A 19493-nucleotide genomic window follows, 5' to 3' on the forward strand; every position below is an offset into this window, starting at 1 on the left:
ATGTCCACCGAGAAAGCCGCCACCCCGGCCGGCCCCACGCCGGTCGAGGCCTTCAAGCAGAACATCCTCGCCAAGCTCAAGTACGCGGTCGGCAAGGACCCGCGCAATGCCTACAGCCACGACTGGTTCGAAGCCGTGGCCCTGGCCGCCCGCGACCACCTGGTGGACAACTGGGAGGAGGCCGAGGCGCAGGTCGACCGCAAGCAGCACAAGCGCGTCTATTACCTGTCCCTGGAGTTCCTCATCGGCCGCCTGCTGGTGGACTGCCTGAGCAACCTCGGGCTGCTGGAAACCGCCCGCGCGGCCCTCGCCGAGCTGGACGTGGACCTGGACACCATCCGCCAGGTGGAGCCCGACGCGGCCCTGGGCAACGGTGGCCTGGGGCGCCTGGCGGCCTGCTTCATGGAAAGCATGGCGACCCTCGGCCTCGCCGCCCACGGCTACGGCATCCGCTACGAGCACGGCCTGTTCCGGCAGGTGGTCAGTGATGGCTGGCAGCAGGAGCACACCGAAACCTGGCTGGATTTCGGCAACCCCTGGGAGTTCGAGCGGCCCGAGGTCAGCTACAACATCGGCTTCGGCGGCAGCGTGCTCACCGAGGATGGCGAGGGCGAGGTGCCGCGCCAGGTCTGGCAGCCCAACGAAACCCTGCGCGCCATCGCCTATGACACGCCGGTGGTGGGCTGGCGCGGTGCCAGCGTCAACACCCTGCGCCTGTGGCGCGCACGGGCCATCGAAGACCTGCAGCTGGAGCGCTTCAACGCCGGCGACCACTTCGGCGCGGTGGCCGATGTGGTGCGTGCCGAGAGCATCTCGCGGGTGCTGTACCCGGCCGACAGCACCGAGGCCGGGCAGGAGCTGCGCCTGCGCCAGGAATACTTCTTCGTTTCCGCCTCGCTGCAGGACCTGCTGCACCGCCACATGACCAGCCACGGCGACATCCGCTCGCTGCCGGAGAAGGCGGCGATCCAGCTCAACGACACCCACCCGGCCATCGCCGTGGCCGAGCTGATGCGCCAGCTGGTGGATGTCTACCAGATCGAGTGGTACGCGGCCTGGGAAATGACCGTGGCGACGCTGTCCTACACCAACCACACCTTGCTGCCGGAGGCGCTGGAGTCCTGGCCCGTGTCGCTGATGGAGCGCCTGCTGCCCCGGCACATGCAGATCATCTACCTGATCAACGCCTACCACATCGACTCCCTGCGCGCGCAGGACATCCACGACTTCGCCCTGCTGCGCTCGGTGTCGCTGATCGAGGAAGACCACGGGCGCCGGGTGCGCATGGGCAACCTGGCGTTCCTCGGCTCCCACAGCATCAATGGCGTTTCGGCGCTGCACACCGACCTGATGCGGGAAACCGTGTTCCGCGACCTGCACCGGCTCTACCCGCAGCGCATCGGCAACAAGACCAACGGCGTGACCTTCCGCCGCTGGCTGTACCAGGTGAACCCGCTGCTCACCGGGTCCCTGGTGGACGCCCTCGGCGAAAACCTGCTGGACGCCCCCGAGGAGCTGCTGCGCAACCTCGAGCCCCATGCCGACAAGGCCGGCTTCCGCAAGCAGTTCGCCGCCCACCGCCAGCAGAACAAGGCGGCCCTGGCGCGGCTGGTGCACGAGCGCCTGGGCATTCACCTGGACACCGAGGCGATCTTCGATGTGCAGGTCAAGCGCATCCACGAGTACAAGCGCCAGTTGCTCAACCTGCTGCACACCGTGGCGCTGTACCAGGCCATCCGCAACGAGCCGACCACCGACTGGGCGCCGCGGGTGAAGATCTTCGCCGGCAAGGCGGCGGCCAGCTATCACCAGGCCAAGCTGATCATCAAGCTGGCCAACGACATCGCCCGCACCATCAACGCCGACCCCACGGTGCGCGGGCTGCTCAAGGTGGTGTTCATCCCCAACTACAACGTCAGCCTGGCGGAGGTGATCATTCCCGCGGCGGACCTGTCCGAGCAGATCTCCACCGCCGGGCTGGAAGCCTCCGGCACCAGCAACATGAAGTTTGCCCTCAACGGCGCGCTGACCATCGGCACCCTGGACGGCGCCAACGTGGAGATGAGCCAGCTGATCGGCGCCGAGCACATGTTCATCTTCGGCATGACCGCCGGCCAGGTGGAACAGCGCAAGCGTGCCGGCGAGCTGGACATGAGCGCGGTGATCGCCGGCTCCGAGCGCCTTAGCGGGGCGCTGGAGGCGGTGCGCCGTGGGGTGTTCTCGCCGGATGACCCGCACCGCTACGAAGCCCTGGTGGCGGGCCTGGTGCGGGACGACCGCTTCATGGTCTGCGCGGATTTCGACGCCTACTGGCACGCCCAGCGCCGCGTCGACGCCGCCTGGCAGAAGCCCGCGCAATGGTGGAAGTCGGCCGTGCTCAACACCGCCCGTGCCGGCTGGTTCTCCTCCGACCGCACCATCGGCGAATACGCCGCCGACATCTGGAAGGTGCCCACCAACCGGGATTGACCGGAGCAGAGCAGGGGGCTGACGCGGGTGGACGACGCCCCACCCGTCCACCATTCGTAGCTCGTGGTGGCACCGCAGTCATACCCTGGCAGGTGCTGTGTAGGGGCGACTTCAGTCGCCAAGCGACGCGCAGCGCCGCCGCTCTTGTAGGAGCGAATTCATTCGCGATCGAGAGGGCACCGCGCGCCGGGTTTCACCCGACCTACCTGTCGCTCAACCATCGGGCTCACCTGCGACACCGCCTGGTGGAGGTAAAAGCGACCTCCACCCCACACCCCTGTGTGAGAGCGAGCTCATGGGTGAGGCGCAGCGGTAGGGTGGACGACGCTTCACCCGTCCACCACGCGGACCATCCGTAGGCAGGTTGTTTGGCGGGCGGCGCGACGGCCCTACCAGAACCCCGCCTGGCGGCGTTCGGTGACGTAATCCAGGGGCAGGGCGAAGGCCTTGAGGAAGAAGGCGGCGAGGCGGGTGTCGATCACCGTTTCGTTGATCGAAGCCAACTGCGCGGGCAGGGTGCGGGTCTCGTCGTTGAAGGCGTAGAACTCTTCATGCACCAGGCCCAGGTTGGCCGCGTCGGCGATGATCCGGTAGTGGCTGGTGCGCGTCCCCGGGTTGCTGGCGGCCAGGCGCAGCTGCGGGTGCAGCGGGTCGCTGCTGTCCATCTCCACCGTCACTTCGATGCCGCCCCGGCGGGCATGGCGCGCCGCTTCCTCGAACAGCGGCAGGGCCTGGCTGGCGACGGCCGTTTCGAAGTCGCGGAGAAACTCATGGGTCTTGCTGGGCGAGGGCAGCGAGGTCGGCTCGGGTGCGGCTGGGTTCATGGCAAGGCTCCATCGGGTTGCGAATACAGGGCCGACCACTCTTCCAGCAGCGCGGGCCCCAATTCGAATAGAGCCTCCTGGTTGCCATAGGTTGCACGGGTAATGCCCACCACCGTCAGCTGCCGTTCGCCATCGTGCAGGTGAATGGTCAGGGTGCCATCCGCCTCCATCACGCAGTGGCCATGGGTGCTGGGCCGCAGACGCTGGTTGAAGTGGATTTCGATATCGCGGGCACTGGGTTGGCTGCTGGGCACGGTGACTACCTCCGGTCGCAGGATAGGGGGCGGCAACTCCGCTCCGGTGTCTTGCCTGTTTTCACCTTAAACCCCTGCCGACACGCGTAAATACTGGCCAACGGCCCAGGTACGGCATGGACCCGGAATTGCCCGTGATTACATCAGCCTGCGCCCGCGAAATATGTCCCGGCAGTTAATTGACGACGATCTCTCTGATTGGCGCTCGCTATCGACGCCCCAGTCGTGGCCATAGCCGTACTCAATCGACAGCCCCGCAACCTGCGCCGAACGGGGCGCAAATAGTTAGAACCTCTGCGCAATGCTGCCCTCAGACCTACTAGGCGCCGGTTTGGCGCCTGCTCCACGACAACGTCAGATCAACGACCAGAGAGGACCTGTGCAATGGCTCAACATCGAGGCGGCAAAGGCAACTTCGCAGAAGACCCACAACGCGCATCCGAAGCCGGTAAGAAGGGCGGACATGTGAGTGGTGGCAATTTCAGGAACGACCCGGCACGCGCATCCGCAGCCGGCCGCAAGGGAGGACAGCGCAGCCACAGCAACAACAGTGACTGACGCCCAACGGGGGGCGGCGGCATGCGGCCGTCGCTCCCCACCCTTGCCGGATTACCTGCCACACCCGTGATTACCTGCGCACGCGCAATGCGTCGTCAGGCCCGGCGCCTGTCTGGGCGTCGATTCCAAGCCAGGAGAAAGCCCGATGCCCACCCAGAAGAAGACCGGCAGCCAACTCGCCGGTACCGACACCCCTGACCGTGAAAACAGCAACCGCAAGCTCGACCAACTGGAGGGCTTTCGCGAAGACGCCACCGACCAGGCCCTGACCACCAACACCGGCACGCGCATCGCCGACAACCAGAACAGCCTGAAGGCTGGCGAGCGCGGCCCCTCGTTGCTGGAAGACTTCATCCTGCGGGAGAAGATCACCCACTTCGACCACGAGCGTATTCCCGAGCGCATCGTCCATGCCCGTGGCGCTGCGGCCCATGGTTACTTCCAGGTCTACGAGCCGCTGGCCGAGCTGACCAAGGCCGACTTCCTCAACGAGCCGGCGAAGAAAACCCCGGTGTTCGTGCGCTTCTCCACCGTGCAGGGGCCGCGTGGCTCGGCCGATACCGTGCGCGATGTGCGCGGCTTCGCGGTGAAGTTCTACACCGACGAGGGCAACTTCGACCTGGTGGGCAACAACATGCCGGTGTTCTTCATCCAGGACGCCATCAAGTTCCCCGACTTCGTGCACGCGGTGAAGCCCGAGCCGCACAACGAGATCCCCACCGGTGCCTCGGCCCACGACACCTTCTGGGACTTCGTCTCCCTGGTGCCCGAGTCGGCGCACATGGTGCTCTGGACCATGTCCGACAGGGCCATACCGGTGGGCTACCGGGGCATGCAGGGCTTTGGCGTGCACACCTTCCGCCTGATCAACGCCGAGGGCCGCAGCGTCTTCGTCAAGTTCCACTGGCGGCCCCTGTCGGGCGTCTACTCGCTGGTCTGGGACGAGGCGCAGAAGCTCGCCGGCAAGGACCCGGACTTCCAGCGCCGCACCCTCTGGGAAGACATCGAAAAAGGCGACTACCCGGAATGGGAGCTGGGCCTGCAGGTGATCCCCGAGGAGGACGAGCATAAGTTCGACTTCGACCTGCTCGACCCCACCAAGCTGGTGCCCGAGGAACTGGTGCCGGTGCGCAAGGTGGGCAAGCTGGTGCTCAACCGCAACCCGGACAACTTCTTCGCCGAGACCGAGCAGGCCGCCTTCCACCCCGGCCACCTGGTGCCCGGTATCGACTTCAGCAACGATCCGCTGCTGCAGGGGCGGCTGTTCTCCTACACCGACACGCAGCTCTCGCGTCTTGGTGGGCCGAACTTCAACGAGATCCCCATCAACCGCCCGGTTTGCCCGTTCCACAACAACCAGCGCGACGCCCTGCACCGGCAGACGGTGAACAAGGGGCGTGCTGCCTACGAGCCCAACTCCATCGACGGCGGCTGGCCGAAGGAGACGCCGCCCGCTGCGCGCAGCGGTGGCTTCAGCAGCTACCACGAGCCGCTGTCGGGCACCAAGCTGCGTAAGCGCGCCGACTCCTTCGCCGACCACTTCTCCCAGGCGCGGCTGTTCTACAACAGCCTCAGCGAGACGGAGAAGGGCCACGTGGTGGCGGCCTACAGCTTCGAGCTGGGCAAGGTGGAGCGGGTGCACATCCGTGAGCGCCAGGTGAAGGAAATCCTCGCCAATATCGACCTCGACCTGGCCCGCCAGGTGGCCGAGAACCTCGGCCTCACACCGCCCCAGGCGCCCACGGTGCAGGTGCCGGAGATCGGCCTCAAGGCCTCGCCCGCACTGAGCCAGATGAACCTGCTGCCTGGCGATATCAAGTCGCGCAAGGTGGCCATCCTTATCGCCAATGGCGTGAAGGGCAGTGATGTGGAGTTCATCCAGGGCGAGCTGAAGAAGGCCGGCGCCAGCGCCAAGCTGCTGGCACCGAGTTCGGCACCGGTGAGCACCGCGGAGGGCAAGCAACTGGTGCCCGATGCCACCATCGCCGGGCTGCCTTCCATTGCGTTCGATGCGGTGTTCGTGCCCGGTGGCGACAGTGCGGTGAAAACCTTCGGCGGGGATGGCGATGTGCTGCACTACCTGCAGGAGGCCTACAAGCACCTCAAGGCCATCGCCCTGTGCGGCGCGGCGGGCGATCTGGCCAGCCAGCTGCACCTTGAGGCGGACGAAGGACTGCTCAGCGGTGCCTCCGCCAAGGACGTCGCCAAGCCGCTGTTCGATGCCATCGCCAAGCACCGGGTCTGGGCGCGGGAGCCCAAGGCCAGGAAGGTACCGGCCTAAGCCATGCGGGGCGCCAGGGAGGGCGCCCCGGTGTGGCCGATGTTTATGATGGCTGTCGACGTTTGCCAGCGCGGGTTCGAGAGAAGCTCTCAAAATAAGGCGCACATCGATCGATGAAAGCGGGCATCAATGTTGGAGCAGCTGCCAAACGCCCCTTTCAGGAGGCCGAGCGAATCGTCGTGTAAGGGGTTGAGCGACATGGATGTCGCGAGAGCCGCGATGGGCCAGGGATGGCCCTTCGCGGCGTGCCCCTGGAACGATGATAGAGCGAGGGAAGTCTGGCGAAGCCAGACCCGTATGCAGGGGCAAGCCCTTTTGGTTCCTTTTAAGTGGTTCGGCATTCCGACGATTGTTAAAAGGGACTCGCCCGGGTGGGCGAAACCAAAAGCACCAGCAACGCTCGGCAATCAGCTGAGCTCGAAACCTTCAGGCAACACCTATCGGAGACCTGGGCTGGCCGATCAGCCCTGGATGCGTACCCGCTGGTGCCGGTGGGCCGCCAACTGGCATTCATCCAGCACGGCCGCGGCGAAGCGGCGCAGGGCGGTCACGGCGTCTGGCTCGTTGCTGTGGGTAGGGGTGAGGAAGTCGTCCAGACCGAACAGGTCCTCACCGCCCACGCTCGGCGCGTCCACCAGGGTCCAGTCCAGGGTGCTGTCCAGCAGGCGCTGTTGCAATTGCACACCGGGTTCGGGCCGGTAGCCGACCTTCTCATCCAGCCAGCGGAAGTCACCGATCACCAGCAGGCGCTTGACCCTGGCCATCGCCAGGCCGTCGAGCAGGGCGGTGATGGCGCGGAACTCCACCTCGAACTCTGTCGTCGCCTGCTGCCGGGCGCTGGCCAGCAGCGGCTGGCTGCACAGGTTGCACAGCACGGCGTCCATGCCCGCCACCGCGTGGCTCACAGCCAGGGCATCGAAGGGCTCGCCGGGCTTGGCGCGGATGCCGGGGCGCGAAGGAATGGCGTTGAGGTCGTCGAGCAGTGCGGTGGCTTCCCATTGCCGGCTCAGGGCTTCCACCAGCGTGGCGCTGCCCAGGCTGCCGAGGGCGCCGAACAGGGCCAGTTTGTAGGCGGGTGATTCGAGGTTCTTCATGGGGGCTCCTTGGCAGCGTCGTGGGGCTTTCCCGCGTGGGGTTCTCCATCTAGACAGGGTGCGCGACGAAAATGGTTCAGCAAATGCTCCCGGTGGACGGAGCACCCGCCCGGCGCAAAAAACAGCAAACCTTTGGCGAAGTGCCACAGTCGAAAAACATGAGTCCGGTATTCATACGGCACCCGCCGGTGGAGGTGACATGACGCTCTTCTGTCTGATCGGTGGTTGTTCCTGGTCGCCCAGCACCTCGGTGCACATCGGCAAGGAAGACCTGCTCTGCCAGGTGTGCGCCCGCTGCGGTGCCTATCGCTACCTGCCCCTGACGGGCGCCCTGGAGCGCGGTGGATCGTGACCTGGTGGGACCAAGTCCTGGCGACCCTCGCCAGCGAGTTTTCCGACCTTGATGACCCCACCCAGGCGACCCGGGTGACCTTGCGCGTGCTGCTGGCCGCGTTGCTCGGCGGCCTGCTCGGCTTCGAGCGCGAGCAGCACGGCAAGGCGGCCGGCATCCGCACCCACATGCTGGTGGCCCTGGGCGCCGCGCTCTTCGTCCTGGTGCCGCAAATGGCCGGCGCCGAACACGATGCGATGAGCCGGGTGATCCAGGGCATAGTCGCGGGCATCGGCTTTCTCTGCGCCGGCACCATCCTCAAGCGCGACAGCGTGGCCGAGGTGAAGGGCCTGACCACCGCCGCCGGTCTCTGGCTGACCACCGCCATCGGCGTCACCGTCGGCCTCGGCCGCGAAGCCACGGCGGTTCTCGCGACCCTGGTGGCGCTGGTGATCCTCAATCTGGTGCCGCACCTGGTGTCCCGCCTGGAAAAGCTCGACAAGCGATAGGCGAAACTCTTTTCCGCCGACGCGACTCAGAACCTTGTGTGGCAGTCAGCAACAAGGAGCTTTTCGCCATGTTCAGAGACTTCAAACACTGCACCGCATGGACCGATGCCATGAGGGAAGGGCAGAACTACGTCGGCCTCATCGAGTACCAGCCCAAGCGCGAAGGCGCCGGCGTGCGCGTGCTCTGGGTGCTGACGCCGGGCTGTGTGTGCGAGAACGAGGCGGAGACCGCCGCCGACAACATGCTGCGACAGATCCGCGACATCACCGTGGAAGGCAGCGTGATCTACAGCGACGGCGTGGCGCTCTAGGCCCGCTCGTGAGGTGACCCGTGGCACGTGCGATCTGGAAGGGCGCCATCAGCTTTGGCCTGGTACACATCCCGGTGGGCCTGGTTTCGGCCACCTCGTCCCAGGGCGTGGACTTCGACTGGCTGGACAAGCGCAACATGGACCCGGTGGGCTACAAGCGGGTCAACAAGCGCACCGGCAAGGAAGTGACCAAGGACGACATCGTCAAGGGCGTGGAGTTGGAGAAGGGCCGCTACGTGGTGATCAGCGAGGAGGAAATTCGCGCCGCCCACCCCGAGGCGACCCAGACCATCGATATCTTCGCCTTCGTCGACAGCGCCGCCATCCCCCTGCAGAACATCGATACCCCCTACTACCTGACACCGGTCAAACGCGGCGAGAAGGTCTATGCCTTGCTGCGCGAGGCGCTCTCGGGCACCGCGAAAGTGGCCTTGGCCAATGTGGTGCTGCACACCCGCCAGCACCTGGCGGCGGTGATGCCGCTGGAGTCCGCGCTGGTGCTGGTGATGCTGCGCTGGCCCGCCGAGGTACGCGGGCTGGACAGCCTGGAGCTGGGCAGCGCGGTGACCGACGCCAAGCTGGCCAAGGCCGAGCTGGACATGGCCAAGCGGCTGATCAAGGACATGAGCGCCGACTGGCAGCCTGACGAGTACGTCGACAGCTTCACCGACCGCATCATGGAACTGGTGGAGCGCAAGGCCAGCCAGGGCCGCATCGAGGCGGTGGAGTCGCCAGCGGGCGAGGAGGAGCGGCGCAGCGCCGATGTCATCGACCTTACCGATCTGCTCAAGCGCAGCCTCGGCGGCAAGCCCGCCGGCAAGGCCAAGCCGGCCAAGGCCGCTGCCAAACCGGCGCGCAAGAGCAGCGCCAAGCCATCCCGGAGCAAGGCCAAGGCTGGCTGAATCCGCATCCACGCCGAGGTGATCCGCCATGGCCCGCCGTTCCAGCGAATACAACCGCAAGCGCAATTTCGAGGTCACCTCCGAGCCCCATGAGGCTGGGCGGCCCAAGAGCCGGTCCAGAGCCGGCGCGCTGGGTTTCGTGATCCAGAAGCACGACGCCCGCCATCTGCATTACGACTTCCGGCTCGAACTGGACGGCACCCTGAAGAGCTGGGCGGTGCCCAAGGGGCCGAGCCTGGACCCCAAGGACAAGCGCCTGGCCGTGCATGTGGAGGACCACCCGCTGGGCTACGCCGAGTTCGAGGGCAGCATCCCGGCCGGGCAATACGGCGCGGGCGATGTGATCGTCTGGGATCGCGGCATCTGGCAGCCCCATGGCGACCCGCGCGCCGCCTACGCCGCCGGCAAGCTGACCTTCACCCTGGTGGGCGAGAAGCTCAGCGGCGAATGGAGCCTGGTGCGTACCCGCCTGCGTGGCAGTGGCGACAAGGAGCAGTGGCTGCTGATCAAGCAGGACGACGAGGTGGCGCGCCCGGCGGACGAGTACGACATCGTCTCCGCCGAGCCGGCCAGCGTGATCAGTGGTGCCGATGTGGGCAGCGATGCGCCGGCCGCTCGGCCGCGTGCTTCCAGGGGGGCTGGCAAGGCGGCCAAGGCGCGCAAGGGCGAGGGTGCCGAACCGGGCATGCCCGACACCCTGGCGCCGCAGCTGGCGACCCTGGTGGATGCGCCACCCTCGGGCGACTGGCGCTACGAGATCAAGTTCGACGGCTACCGCATCCTCGCCCGCATCCGCGACGGCGAGGTGCGCCTCTACACCCGCAACGGCAACGACTGGACCGCGCGACTGCCGCTGCAGGCCCGCGACCTGGCGGCGCTGGACCTGGGCGACAGCTGGCTGGACGGCGAGGTGGTGGTGCTCGACGAGGACGGCCTGCCGAGCTTCCAGGGCCTGCAGAACGCCTTCGAGATCGGCCGCAGCCACAGCATCCTCTACTACCTGTTCGACGCGCCGTACCTCGACGGCCGCGACCTGCGCCAGCAGCCGCTGGAGGACCGCCGCGCCGCCCTGGAGCAGGTGCTCAAGGGCCACAAGCGCAGCCTGCTGCGTTTCTCCCAGGATTTTGCCGCCAGCCACGAATCGATCCTGGAAAGCGCCTGTTCCATGTCCCTGGAAGGGGTGATCGGCAAGCGCGCGGGCAGCCCCTATCGCTCGGCCCGCAGCCCGGACTGGATCAAGCTCAAATGCCGCCGGCGCCAGGAGTTCGTCATCGTCGGCTACACCGCGCCCAAGGGCAGCCGCAGCGGTTTCGGCGCCTTGCTGCTGGCGGTGCACGACGAGCCGGGCGGGGCGGAGCTGCGCTACGCCGGCCGGGTGGGCACCGGTTTCGACGAGGCACGGCTGGCCGACATTCTCGGCCGCCTGCAGGCCATCGCCCGCAAGGACAGCCCGCTGACCAAGGCCCTGACCGCCAGCCAGCGCCGGGGTGTGCACTGGGTGGAGCCGCAACTAGTGGCCGAGGTGGAATTCGCCGAGTGGACCGGTGACGCCATCGTGCGCCAGGCGGCGTTCATCGGCCTGCGCAGCGACAAGCCGGCGGAGCAGATCATCCGCGAGCAGCCACGTAGCGCCTCCAGCCTGAGGAAGGCGCCTGTGGCGGCCGCCGAGACGGCTGGGCAAGCCGGGGAGGGGGGGCGCCAGACCCTGGCCAAGGTGTCCATCAGCCATCCGCAGCGGGTGATCGACGACCAGAGCGGCACCCAGAAACTGGAACTGGCGCGCTACTACGCGGACGTGGCCGAGTGGGTGCTGCCGCATCTGAAGGGGCGCCCGGTGTCCCTGTTGCGGGCGCCGGAGGGCGTCGGCGGCGAGCTGTTCTTCCAGAAGCACGCCGAGCGCCTGGCGATTCCCAATATCCGTCACCTCGACCCGTCGCTGGACCCCGGGCACGCGCGGCTGATGGAGATCGACACGCTGGAGGCCCTGGTGGGCGCGGTGCAAATGGGTGCCATCGAACTGCACACCTGGGGCGCCACCAGCGACCGCATCGAGCGACCCGACCGCCTGATCCTCGATCTCGACCCGGACCCCAAGCTGCCCTGGAAGACCATGCAGGAGGCCACCCGCCTGACCCTTTCGGTGCTCGATGAACTGGGCCTGCAGGCCTGGCTGAAAACCAGCGGCGGCAAGGGCATGCACCTGGTCGTCCCGCTGGCGCGCCATGCCGGCTGGGACGAGGTGAAGGGGTTCGGCAAGGCCATCGCCAGCTTCCTTGCCCGCCAGTTGCCGGAGCGCTTCGTCGACAAGATGGGGCCGAAGAACCGTATCGGGCGCATCTTCGTCGACTACCTGCGCAACCAGCGTGGCGCCAGTACCGTGTGCGCCTACTCGGTGCGGGCACGGCCGGGGCTACCGGTGTCGGTGCCCATCGAGCGCGATGAGCTGGAGCGGCTCAAGGGCTCGGCGCAATGGACCCTGGGCAACCTGCGCCAGCGCCTGGACGGCCTGGATCGAGACCCCTGGCACGACTACGTCGCCCGCCAGCGCATCACCCGCGCCATGTGGGAGCGCCTGGAAGCGGTGCCGGAGGACTGAGGCCGCTGGGTGAATTTCCCTGAACCGGCCGCGCCAGGGCCAGTCCTGTTGAGTAACAGGCACTGATACGGGAGACGACCATGAGCGACGAACAGACCCTTCCGCCCCAGCACCAGGACCAGCAACCGGGCCAGGAAACCGAGATGCGCCCGCAGCCGCTGACCATTGGTGAGTACTACCAGGCCGCCGGCAAGCTCGACGGCATGACCGCCATCGTCACCGGGGCCGACAGTGGCATCGGCCGTGCCGTTGCGGTGCATTACGCCCGCGAGGGTGCCAACGTGGCGGTGCTTTATCTGAACGAGGTGGAAGATGCCGAGCGCACGCGCCTGGAGGTGCAGGCAGCCGGGCGCGAGGCGCTGCTGTTCGCCGGTGATGCGGCCGATGGCGAGTTCTGCCGCCGGGTCATCGACGCGGTGATCGAGAAGTGGGGCAGGGTGGACGTGCTGGTGAACAACGCCGGTGAGCAGCATCCTCAGGAACGCCTGGAAGACATCACCGAGGAGCAGTGGGAGCAGACCTTCCGCACCAACATCTTCGCCATGTTCCAGCTGACCAAGGCCGTGCTGCCACACCTGCGCCCGGGGGCCAGCATCATCAACACCAGCTCGGTGACCGCCTACAAGGGCAACCCGACGCTGCTGGACTATTCCTCAACCAAAGGCGCGATTACGTCCTTCACCCGCTCCCTGGCGCTGAACCTGGCCAAGCGCGCCATTCGCGTCAACGCCGTAGCCCCGGGGCCGATCTGGACGCCGCTGATCCCGTCCACCTTCGATGCCGAGAAGGTCAGCCACTTCGGCGCCGAAACACCCCTCGGCCACCCCGGCCAGCCGGCGGACGTAGCCCCGGCCTATGTCTACCTCGCCAGTGCCGATTCCGCCTATGTCAGCGGCCAAGTGCTGCACGTGAACGGCGGCATCGTGGTGAACGGCTAGGGCGTCACGCGGCGATGTTCGTGTGGGAGCGGCTTCAGCCGCGAAAGACCTGCAGCAGGCACGGTGCCGGATCCGAGCATCGCAATGTTGGGTTTCGTACCTCTACCCAACCTACAGACCGTGCACATGCAGAGGGCCGATGTAGGTCGGGTGAAACCCGGCGGTTTCTGGTGCTCGAAAATTGCGGGTTTCACCCGCCCTACGACTTGGCACCGACTCGCCCGTAGGTTGGCGCCGAGCGCAGCGAGGCCCAACGCAGCGATATCCGGCCCCGCTACAGGCCCTTCCCGTGGGAGCGGCTTGAGCCGCGAAAGAGCTGACGCAGGCACCGGGCCACGAGTTGGCCGGACACTCCATCGCGAATGAATTCGCTCCTACAACAAGTGGTGCCACACCCGACGGCACCAACCGTGGTAAATCGCAGGCAAGAAAAAGCCCCGCTTATGCGGGGCTTTGGGTCGACGTGCCTGGCGTCAGGCGGCGAGGGCGCGTTGGGCGCGATCGATCACCTGCTGAAGCTGGCTGGAGTTGCTGTACTGCTCCGGGTAGATGCGCTGGCTGTGGCAGGCGACACCGTACTCGCTGACGATGGTGAAGCTGAAGCCGCCCTTGCGGGAAGGCGCGGTGATCTGACACTGGAGCGGCGCAAATGCGCGGGTAAGGGTGGTAATGGCTTGTTCGGCCTGGTGGTGGATAGTCATATTGTTAGGTCCTGCAAAGTGCGGCAATCAGGCCGCGTAATAAAACTCCGAATCCGTCGCCCACCTTGGGCACACCGGATGATCCTTATCGGAGCGAATGAGCTGGCGGAAAGTTCCGCCTGTGAGCGGAGCGTGCCAGCCAAGTACTTTGGATGCCAGGTTGTAATCGTGGGCAAGGTTCCGGCCCGGTGATTGTCCTGATCAGACTTCTGGATGGGAGGCCAAGACGAATGCGCTGCCAGTGATTGGCGGGAGGCATGGGTCAGGTAACCATCGAGGAGACCGGCGTCGCGATGCGCATGAGAAGCGCTGGCTGCGACTGGCCGGATTGACTTACAGCTTGGTACTAGGTGCGCGATCATACGGCAAGCTCCGTTGATTGGATAGGGCCACCCGGGCCCAGATGTATCCGAATCTTTCCTTTTTCTACCCCTTCTTCATGACAATCCGTCGATTCTGCTTCCCGCTCCTGTGACCGCCCAGCGGACGCGTCCGATTCGCGGGCAAAAAAAAGCAGCTCGGGGGTGAGCTGCGTATTGGCCAAAGGGGGGGAGTGGCCATGGGAGGAGCATGCAATCTGGGGTGACTCAGCCCTTGCTCGGCTGCACGTCGCGGATGGCGTTGGACATCCGTTGATCCTGTTTCAGCAGCGCCCGGCGGACCTTGGCCAACTGCTCGGGCGGCAGGCCGCTCTTGCCGAACATCTCCAGGGCGAACTGGCGGACCTGCGCATCGGTGTAGGGTGTTTCCTCGCTGTGTTGCGGCGAGGTGCAGCCAGCGAGCGCGAGGGTGGCGAGCAGGGCGATGAGTGCGATCGACTTGTGCATCTGGCCCTCCTGTTCGGCTGTCTGCGTTGCGATGGGCGCAGATTAGCCAAGCGGCGGTCGGGGCAGAAATCATCAGGCTTGATAGTGATTATCGGGGCAGCGCATCGTGCGCCGCAGAGGGCGCCGCCAGGCTGGCGGCGCCAGGCTGGCGGCGCCCGGAAGGGTCAGCGGTTGACGTCCACCACCACGCGGCCACGCACGCGGCCTTCGAGCAGTTCGCTGGCGCTGAGCACGGCCTCGCCGAGGCCGATCTCGCTGGTGATCTCGTCCAGCAGCGCCAGGTCGAGGTCACGCACCAGGCGGTCCCAGGCCTCGATGCGGTCGGCGCGTGGGCGCATCACGCTGTCGATGCCCGCCAGGGTCACGCCGCGCAGGATGAAGGGCGCGACGCTGGCGGGGAAGTCCATGCCCTGGGCCAGGCCACAGGCGGCAACGGCGCCGCCGTAGCGGATGCCGGCGCAGACGTTGGCCAGGGTGTGGCTGCCCACCGAGTCGACGGCGCCGGCCCAGCGTTCCTTGCCCAGCGGCCGGCCGGGCTCGGAGAGGCTGGCACGGTCGATGATCTCAGCGGCGCCCAGGTGCTTGAGGTAATCCGCTTCCTGGGGCCGGCCGGTGGAGGCCGCCACCTGGTAGCCGAGGCGGGCGAGCAGGGCGATGGCGAAGCTGCCGACACCGCCGTTGGCGCCGGTCACCAGCACCGGGCCCTTGTCCGGGGTCACGCCGTTGCGCTCCAGGGCCAGCACCGAAAGCATCGCGGTGTAGCCGGCGGTGCCGATGGCCATCGCCTGGCGCGGGGTGAAGCCAGCAGGCAGGGGGATCAGCCAGTCGCCGTTGAGGCGCGCCTTCTGCGCCAGGCCGCCCCAGTGGGTCTCGCCCACGCCCCAGCCGTTGAGCAGCACGCGGTCACCGGCCTTGAAGGCGGGGTTGTCGCTGGCTTCCACGGTGCCGGCCAGGTCGATGCCGGCGACCATGGGGAATTTGCGTACCACCGGGCCCTTGCCGGTGATGGCCAGGCCGTCCTTGTAGTTCAGGGTGCTGTAGTCGACCTGCACGGTGACGTCGCCCTCGGGCAGTTGCGCCTCGTCCAGCTCGGCCAGCGTGGCGCGGTAGCCCGCGTCGTCCTTGTCGATCAGGATGCCTTTGAACATCGGTTGTCTCCTCATGGCAAGCAGTGGAAAGGGACGGGCTAGCGGGGCAGCCCGGCGATGAATCCTTGGATGAAGCAGTCCAGTGGCCCGTTGTCCCGCACCAGCCGGGCGCGCAGCACGGCGCCTTCCCAGCCGATCCAGAAGAACGCCGCCCAGTGCGCGCAATCCGTGTCCGGGGCCAGCTCGCCCTCGGCCTTGGCCGCCTCCAGGCACAGCGCCAGGCGTTGTTGCCAGCTGAGCAGGATGGCCTCCAGGGATTCGCGGAAGGCCTCCGGCAACTGGGTCACCTCCTGGCCCAGGTTGCCCACCAGGCAGCCACGGCGGTACTCGAAGCGCTGCATGCCGGCCTTGGCCTCCTCGACGAAGGCGGCGATGCGCGCCAGGGGCTGGCGCGACGCGTCCAGCAGGCAGCGGTCGAGCTTGCGCGCGAAGTAACCGGCGTAGTTCTCCAGCACCGCGTGGCCGAAGTCCTCCTTGCTCTGGAAGTAGTGATAGAACGAGCCCTTGGGCACGCCGACGCGGCTCAGCACCGCGTCGATGCCGGTGCTGAGAAAGCCCTGTTCGGTGAGGATCTCGGTGCCGCAACGCACCAGGGCGTCGCGGGTGTCGAGGTTGTCGCGGGCGACCTTGGGTGGCCGGCCGCGACGGGGCGGGGGAGTGGAATCGGTCATGGCGGAGGATATTAGACCGATCGTCTATAAAATCAATGGTGCTGCGCGAAGGCTTCTATTCCGCGGCAACGAGCTGGCGGATCGCCTGCTCGAAATACTCCGCCGGCTGGCCGCCGCTGATCAGGTGGCGACCATTGAGGATCACCGAGGGCACCGAGCGGATGCCGTGGCTGGTGTAGAAGTTCTCCTCCTCGCGCACCTCCTCGGCGAAGCGGCCGGATTCCAGCACCTCGCGCGCCGCCTCGGCGTCCAGCCCAGCGGCAGCGGCCACCTCAACCAGCACCGCGCGGTCGCTGGGGTTGCGCCCCTCGGTGAAGTAGGCGGCCAGCAGGCCCTGCTTGAGTTCCAGCTGGCGCCCCTCGAGCTCCGCCCAGTGCAGCAGGCGGTGGGCGTTGAAGGTGTTGTAGATGCGCCCGCGCGCCTGCATGTCGAAGCGGAAGCCCACCTCGGCGCCGCGTTGGCGGATGTGCTCACGGTTGGCGGCCACCTGTTCCGGCGTGCTGCCGTACTTCTGCTGGATGTGCTCGACGATGTCCTGGCCCTCGGGCGGCATATCCGGGTTCAGCTCGAAGGGCTTGAAGGCCAGCTCCACCCGCACCTCGTCGCCGAGGTTGGCGATGGCCTGCTGCAGCGCGCCCAGGCCCACCGCGCACCAGGGGCAGACCACGTCGGATACGAAGTCGATGCTGATGGTCTTGCTCATGGGAAATGCTCCGGTGATGGAAAGATGCCGCCCAGTCTATGCCTCGAACGCGTGCACGGCGACGCATCGCACGACTGTCATCGGCACGGGTTAAAAAAACACCGCTCCGGCAGCGCCTCACGGCTTGCGTCGGCGGCATCTTCAACCATGCTTGGTAATCCACCCCGGCTGCTCCGCCGCTCGTGTCCCCGAGCGGCCGTGCCGTTCCCGTCCGATCCCATCCCCGACCATTACGAGGTGTAGACAATGGCCCGCGCGACCCCCATCAACCGCTACCGCAACATCGGCATCGTGGCCCACGTGGATGCGGGCAAGACCACCACCACCGAGCGGATCCTGTTCTACACCGGGGTCAACCACAAGATGGGCGAAGTGCACGACGGCGCCGCCACCATGGACTGGATGGTGCAGGAGCAGGAGCGCGGCATCACCATCACCTCGGCCGCCACCACGGCCTTCTGGTCGGGCTCGGCCAAGCAGTTCGACAAGTACCGCTTCAACATCATCGACACCCCCGGGCACGTCGACTTCACCATCGAGGTGGAGCGCTCCCTGCGCGTGCTCGACGGCGCGGTGGTGGTGTTCAGCGGCGCAGATGGCGTCGAGCCGCAGTCGGAGACCGTGTGGCGCCAGGCCAACAAGTACGGCGTGCCGCGCATCGCCTACGTCAATAAGATGGACCGCGCCGGCGCCAACTTCCTCTGGGTGGTCGGGCAGATCAAGCAGCGCCTCGGCCACACCCCGGTGCCCATCCAGCTGCCCATCGGCGCCGAAGAGAACTTCGAAGGCCAGATCGACCTGCTGAAGATGAAGGCCATCTACTGGAACGACGCCGACCAGGGCACCAGCTTCCGCGAGGAAGAGATCCCTGCCAACCTCCTGGCCGAAGCCGAGGAGTGGCGCGAGAAGCTGGTGGAGGCCGCCGCCGAGGCCAGCGAAGAACTGATGAACAAATACCTCGAAGGCGAGGCGCTGAGCATCGAGGAGATCAAGGCCGGCCTGCGCCAACGCACCATCGCCTGCGAGATCGTCCCTGCCGTGCTCGGCTCCTCCTTCAAGAACAAGGGCGTGCCCCTGGTGCTGGATGCGGTGATCGAACTGCTGCCGGCACCCATCGAGATCCCCGCCATCAAGGGCACCCACCCGGACGACGAGGAGCGCCACGACGAGCGCCACGCCGACGACGACGAGCCGTTCTCGGCCCTGGCCTTCAAGATCGCCACCGACCCCTTCGTCGGCACCCTGACCTTCACCCGTGTGTACTCCGGCGTGCTCAGCTCCGGCGACTCGATCCTCAACTCGGTCAAGGGCAAGAAGGAACGCGTCGGCCGCATGGTGCAGATGCACGCCAACACCCGCGAGGAGATCAAGGAGGTACGCGCCGGCGACATCGCCGCACTGATCGGCATGAAGGACGTCACCACCGGCGACACCCTCTGCGACCTCGACAAGCCGATCATCCTCGAGCGCATGGACTTCCCCGAACCGGTGATCTCGGTGGCGGTGGAGCCCAAGACCAAGGCCGACCAGGAGAAGATGGGCATCGCCCTCGGCAAGCTGGCCCAGGAGGACCCTTCCTTCCGTGTGCGCTCGGATGAGGAATCCGGCCAGACCATCATCTCCGGCATGGGCGAGCTGCACCTGGACATCCTCATCGACCGCATGAAGCGCGAGTTCAACGTTGAGGCCAACATCGGCAAGCCCCAGGTGGCCTACCGCGAGAAGATCCGCAACAAGTGCGAGATCGAAGGCAAGTTCGTCCGCCAGTCCGGCGGTCGCGGCCAGTTCGGCCACTGCTGGATCCGCTTCGAACCGGGTGAGGACGGCAAGGACACCCTCGAGTTCGTCAACGAAGTGGTGGGTGGCGTGATCCCGCGCGAATACATCCCGGCGATCCAGAAGGGCATCGAGGAGCAGATGAAGAACGGCGTGCTAGCCGGCTACCCGCTGCTCGGCCTCAAGGCCACGGTGTTCGACGGCTCCTACCACGACGTCGACTCCAACGAGATGGCGTTCAAGATCGCCGCCTCCATGGCCACCAAGCAGCTGGCGCAGAAGGGCGGCGCGGTGCTGCTGGAGCCGATCATGAAGGTCGAGGTGGTCACCCCCGAGGACTACATGGGTGATGTCATGGGCGACCTCAATCGCCGTCGCGGCCTGATCCAGGGCATGGACGATGCCCCCGCCGGGCGCATCATCCGCGCCGAGGTACCGCTGGGCGAGATGTTCGGCTACGCCACCGACGTGCGCTCCATGTCCCAGGGCCGCGCCAGCTACTCCATGGAGTTCTCCAAGTACGCCGAAGCCCCCGCCAACATCGCCGAGACCATCGTCAAGAAACAGGGCTAGCCCCTGCGCACGGCCCTCTCTCCATGA

General features: G+C 66.6%; 18 protein-coding genes. 10 read left to right on the forward strand and 8 right to left on the reverse strand.

What is annotated here, in order from left to right; translation table 11 throughout:
• A complete protein-coding gene (locus PI990_RS14375; RefSeq protein WP_271661047.1) occupies positions 1–2469 on the forward strand; it encodes a glycogen/starch/alpha-glucan phosphorylase in 2469 nt (822 codons plus the stop codon).
• Between the two features lie 389 nt (positions 2470–2858).
• Here the strand turns inward: PI990_RS14375 and PI990_RS14380 are convergent, their stop codons facing one another.
• Positions 2859–3293, reverse strand: coding sequence for a hypothetical protein (locus tag PI990_RS14380; protein WP_271661048.1), 435 nt, complete (start codon positions 3291–3293; stop codon positions 2859–2861).
• Complete coding sequence (locus PI990_RS14385; protein WP_271661049.1) at positions 3290–3547, reverse strand: hypothetical protein; 258 nt, start codon at positions 3545–3547, stop codon at positions 3290–3292. The genes PI990_RS14380 and PI990_RS14385 overlap by 4 nt, the downstream gene beginning before the upstream one ends.
• 384 nt (positions 3548–3931) lie before the next feature.
• Between PI990_RS14385 and PI990_RS14390 the strand changes: the two genes are divergently transcribed.
• Positions 3932–4105 carry a general stress protein gene (locus PI990_RS14390; RefSeq protein ID WP_081672301.1) on the forward strand — a complete coding sequence of 58 codons (174 nt, stop codon included), beginning with the start codon at positions 3932–3934 and terminating at the stop codon, positions 4103–4105.
• A gap of 145 nt (positions 4106–4250) precedes the next feature.
• Positions 4251–6386, forward strand: coding sequence for a catalase HPII (katE, locus tag PI990_RS14395; protein ID WP_271661050.1), 2136 nt, complete (start codon positions 4251–4253; stop codon positions 6384–6386).
• A 461-nt stretch (positions 6387–6847) separates the two neighbouring features.
• Here katE and PI990_RS14400 read toward each other — a convergent pair whose 3' ends face one another.
• On the reverse strand, positions 6848–7480 hold the full coding sequence (locus PI990_RS14400) for an NAD(P)-dependent oxidoreductase (RefSeq protein ID WP_271661051.1): 633 nt from the start codon (positions 7478–7480) through the stop codon (positions 6848–6850).
• Between the two features lie 199 nt (positions 7481–7679).
• Between PI990_RS14400 and PI990_RS14405 the strand changes: the two genes are divergently transcribed.
• The 6 genes from PI990_RS14405 (at position 7680) to PI990_RS14430 (ending at position 13067) form a co-directional block, all read left to right on the forward strand.
• A complete protein-coding gene (locus PI990_RS14405) occupies positions 7680–7832 on the forward strand; it encodes a PSPA7_2676 family Cys-rich small protein (protein WP_021220762.1) in 153 nt (50 codons plus the stop codon).
• Positions 7826–8320 (forward strand): MgtC/SapB family protein, encoded by a 495-nt coding sequence (locus PI990_RS14410; RefSeq protein WP_184489191.1) that lies wholly within the window; start codon positions 7826–7828, stop codon positions 8318–8320. Before PI990_RS14405 ends, PI990_RS14410 begins: the two co-directional genes overlap by 7 nt.
• Before the next feature lie 68 nt (positions 8321–8388).
• Complete coding sequence (locus PI990_RS14415; protein ID WP_271661052.1) at positions 8389–8631, forward strand: hypothetical protein; 243 nt, start codon at positions 8389–8391, stop codon at positions 8629–8631.
• 20 nt (positions 8632–8651) lie between these two features.
• Complete coding sequence (ku, locus tag PI990_RS14420) at positions 8652–9533, forward strand: non-homologous end joining protein Ku (RefSeq protein ID WP_271661053.1); 882 nt, start codon at positions 8652–8654, stop codon at positions 9531–9533.
• Between the two features lie 28 nt (positions 9534–9561).
• Positions 9562–12129, forward strand: coding sequence for a DNA ligase D (ligD, locus tag PI990_RS14425; protein ID WP_271661054.1), 2568 nt, complete (start codon positions 9562–9564; stop codon positions 12127–12129).
• An 80-nt stretch (positions 12130–12209) separates the two neighbouring features.
• The gene (locus PI990_RS14430; protein WP_271661055.1) at positions 12210–13067 is read left to right on the forward strand and encodes an SDR family oxidoreductase; all 858 of its coding nucleotides are present in this window, start codon (positions 12210–12212) and stop codon (positions 13065–13067) included.
• 473 nt (positions 13068–13540) lie between these two features.
• On the opposite strand, the gene PI990_RS14435 is transcribed toward PI990_RS14430, so the two are convergent.
• The 5 genes from PI990_RS14435 to PI990_RS14455 all read right to left on the reverse strand — a co-directional run bounded on the left by PI990_RS14435 (position 13541) and on the right by PI990_RS14455 (position 17117).
• Positions 13541–13768 (reverse strand): hypothetical protein, encoded by a 228-nt coding sequence (locus tag PI990_RS14435; RefSeq protein ID WP_263403738.1) that lies wholly within the window; start codon positions 13766–13768, stop codon positions 13541–13543.
• A 587-nt stretch (positions 13769–14355) separates the two neighbouring features.
• Entirely contained in the window at positions 14356–14595 is a 240-nt protein-coding gene (locus PI990_RS14440) for a hypothetical protein (protein WP_271661056.1), read from the reverse strand.
• 164 nt (positions 14596–14759) lie between these two features.
• On the reverse strand, positions 14760–15743 hold the full coding sequence (acuI, locus tag PI990_RS14445) for an acrylyl-CoA reductase (NADPH) (RefSeq protein WP_271661057.1): 984 nt from the start codon (positions 15741–15743) through the stop codon (positions 14760–14762).
• A gap of 38 nt (positions 15744–15781) precedes the next feature.
• Complete coding sequence (gene acuR / locus PI990_RS14450) at positions 15782–16414, reverse strand: acrylate utilization transcriptional regulator AcuR (protein WP_271661058.1); 633 nt, start codon at positions 16412–16414, stop codon at positions 15782–15784.
• Positions 16415–16469: 55 nt separating this feature from the next.
• Positions 16470–17117: a DsbA family oxidoreductase gene (locus PI990_RS14455; protein WP_271661059.1), complete on the reverse strand. Its 648-nt coding sequence runs from the start codon at positions 17115–17117 to the stop codon at positions 16470–16472.
• Between the two features lie 246 nt (positions 17118–17363).
• On the opposite strand from PI990_RS14455, the gene fusA reads away from it, so the two are divergent.
• The gene (gene fusA / locus PI990_RS14460; RefSeq protein WP_271661060.1) at positions 17364–19466 is read left to right on the forward strand and encodes an elongation factor G; all 2103 of its coding nucleotides are present in this window, start codon (positions 17364–17366) and stop codon (positions 19464–19466) included.
• Positions 19467–19493: the final 27 nt, after the last annotated feature.

The sequence above is a fragment of the Pseudomonas sp. TUM22785 genome, assembly GCF_028198105.1.
GTDB classification, from domain to species: Bacteria; Pseudomonadota; Gammaproteobacteria; order Pseudomonadales; family Pseudomonadaceae; genus Metapseudomonas; species Metapseudomonas solani.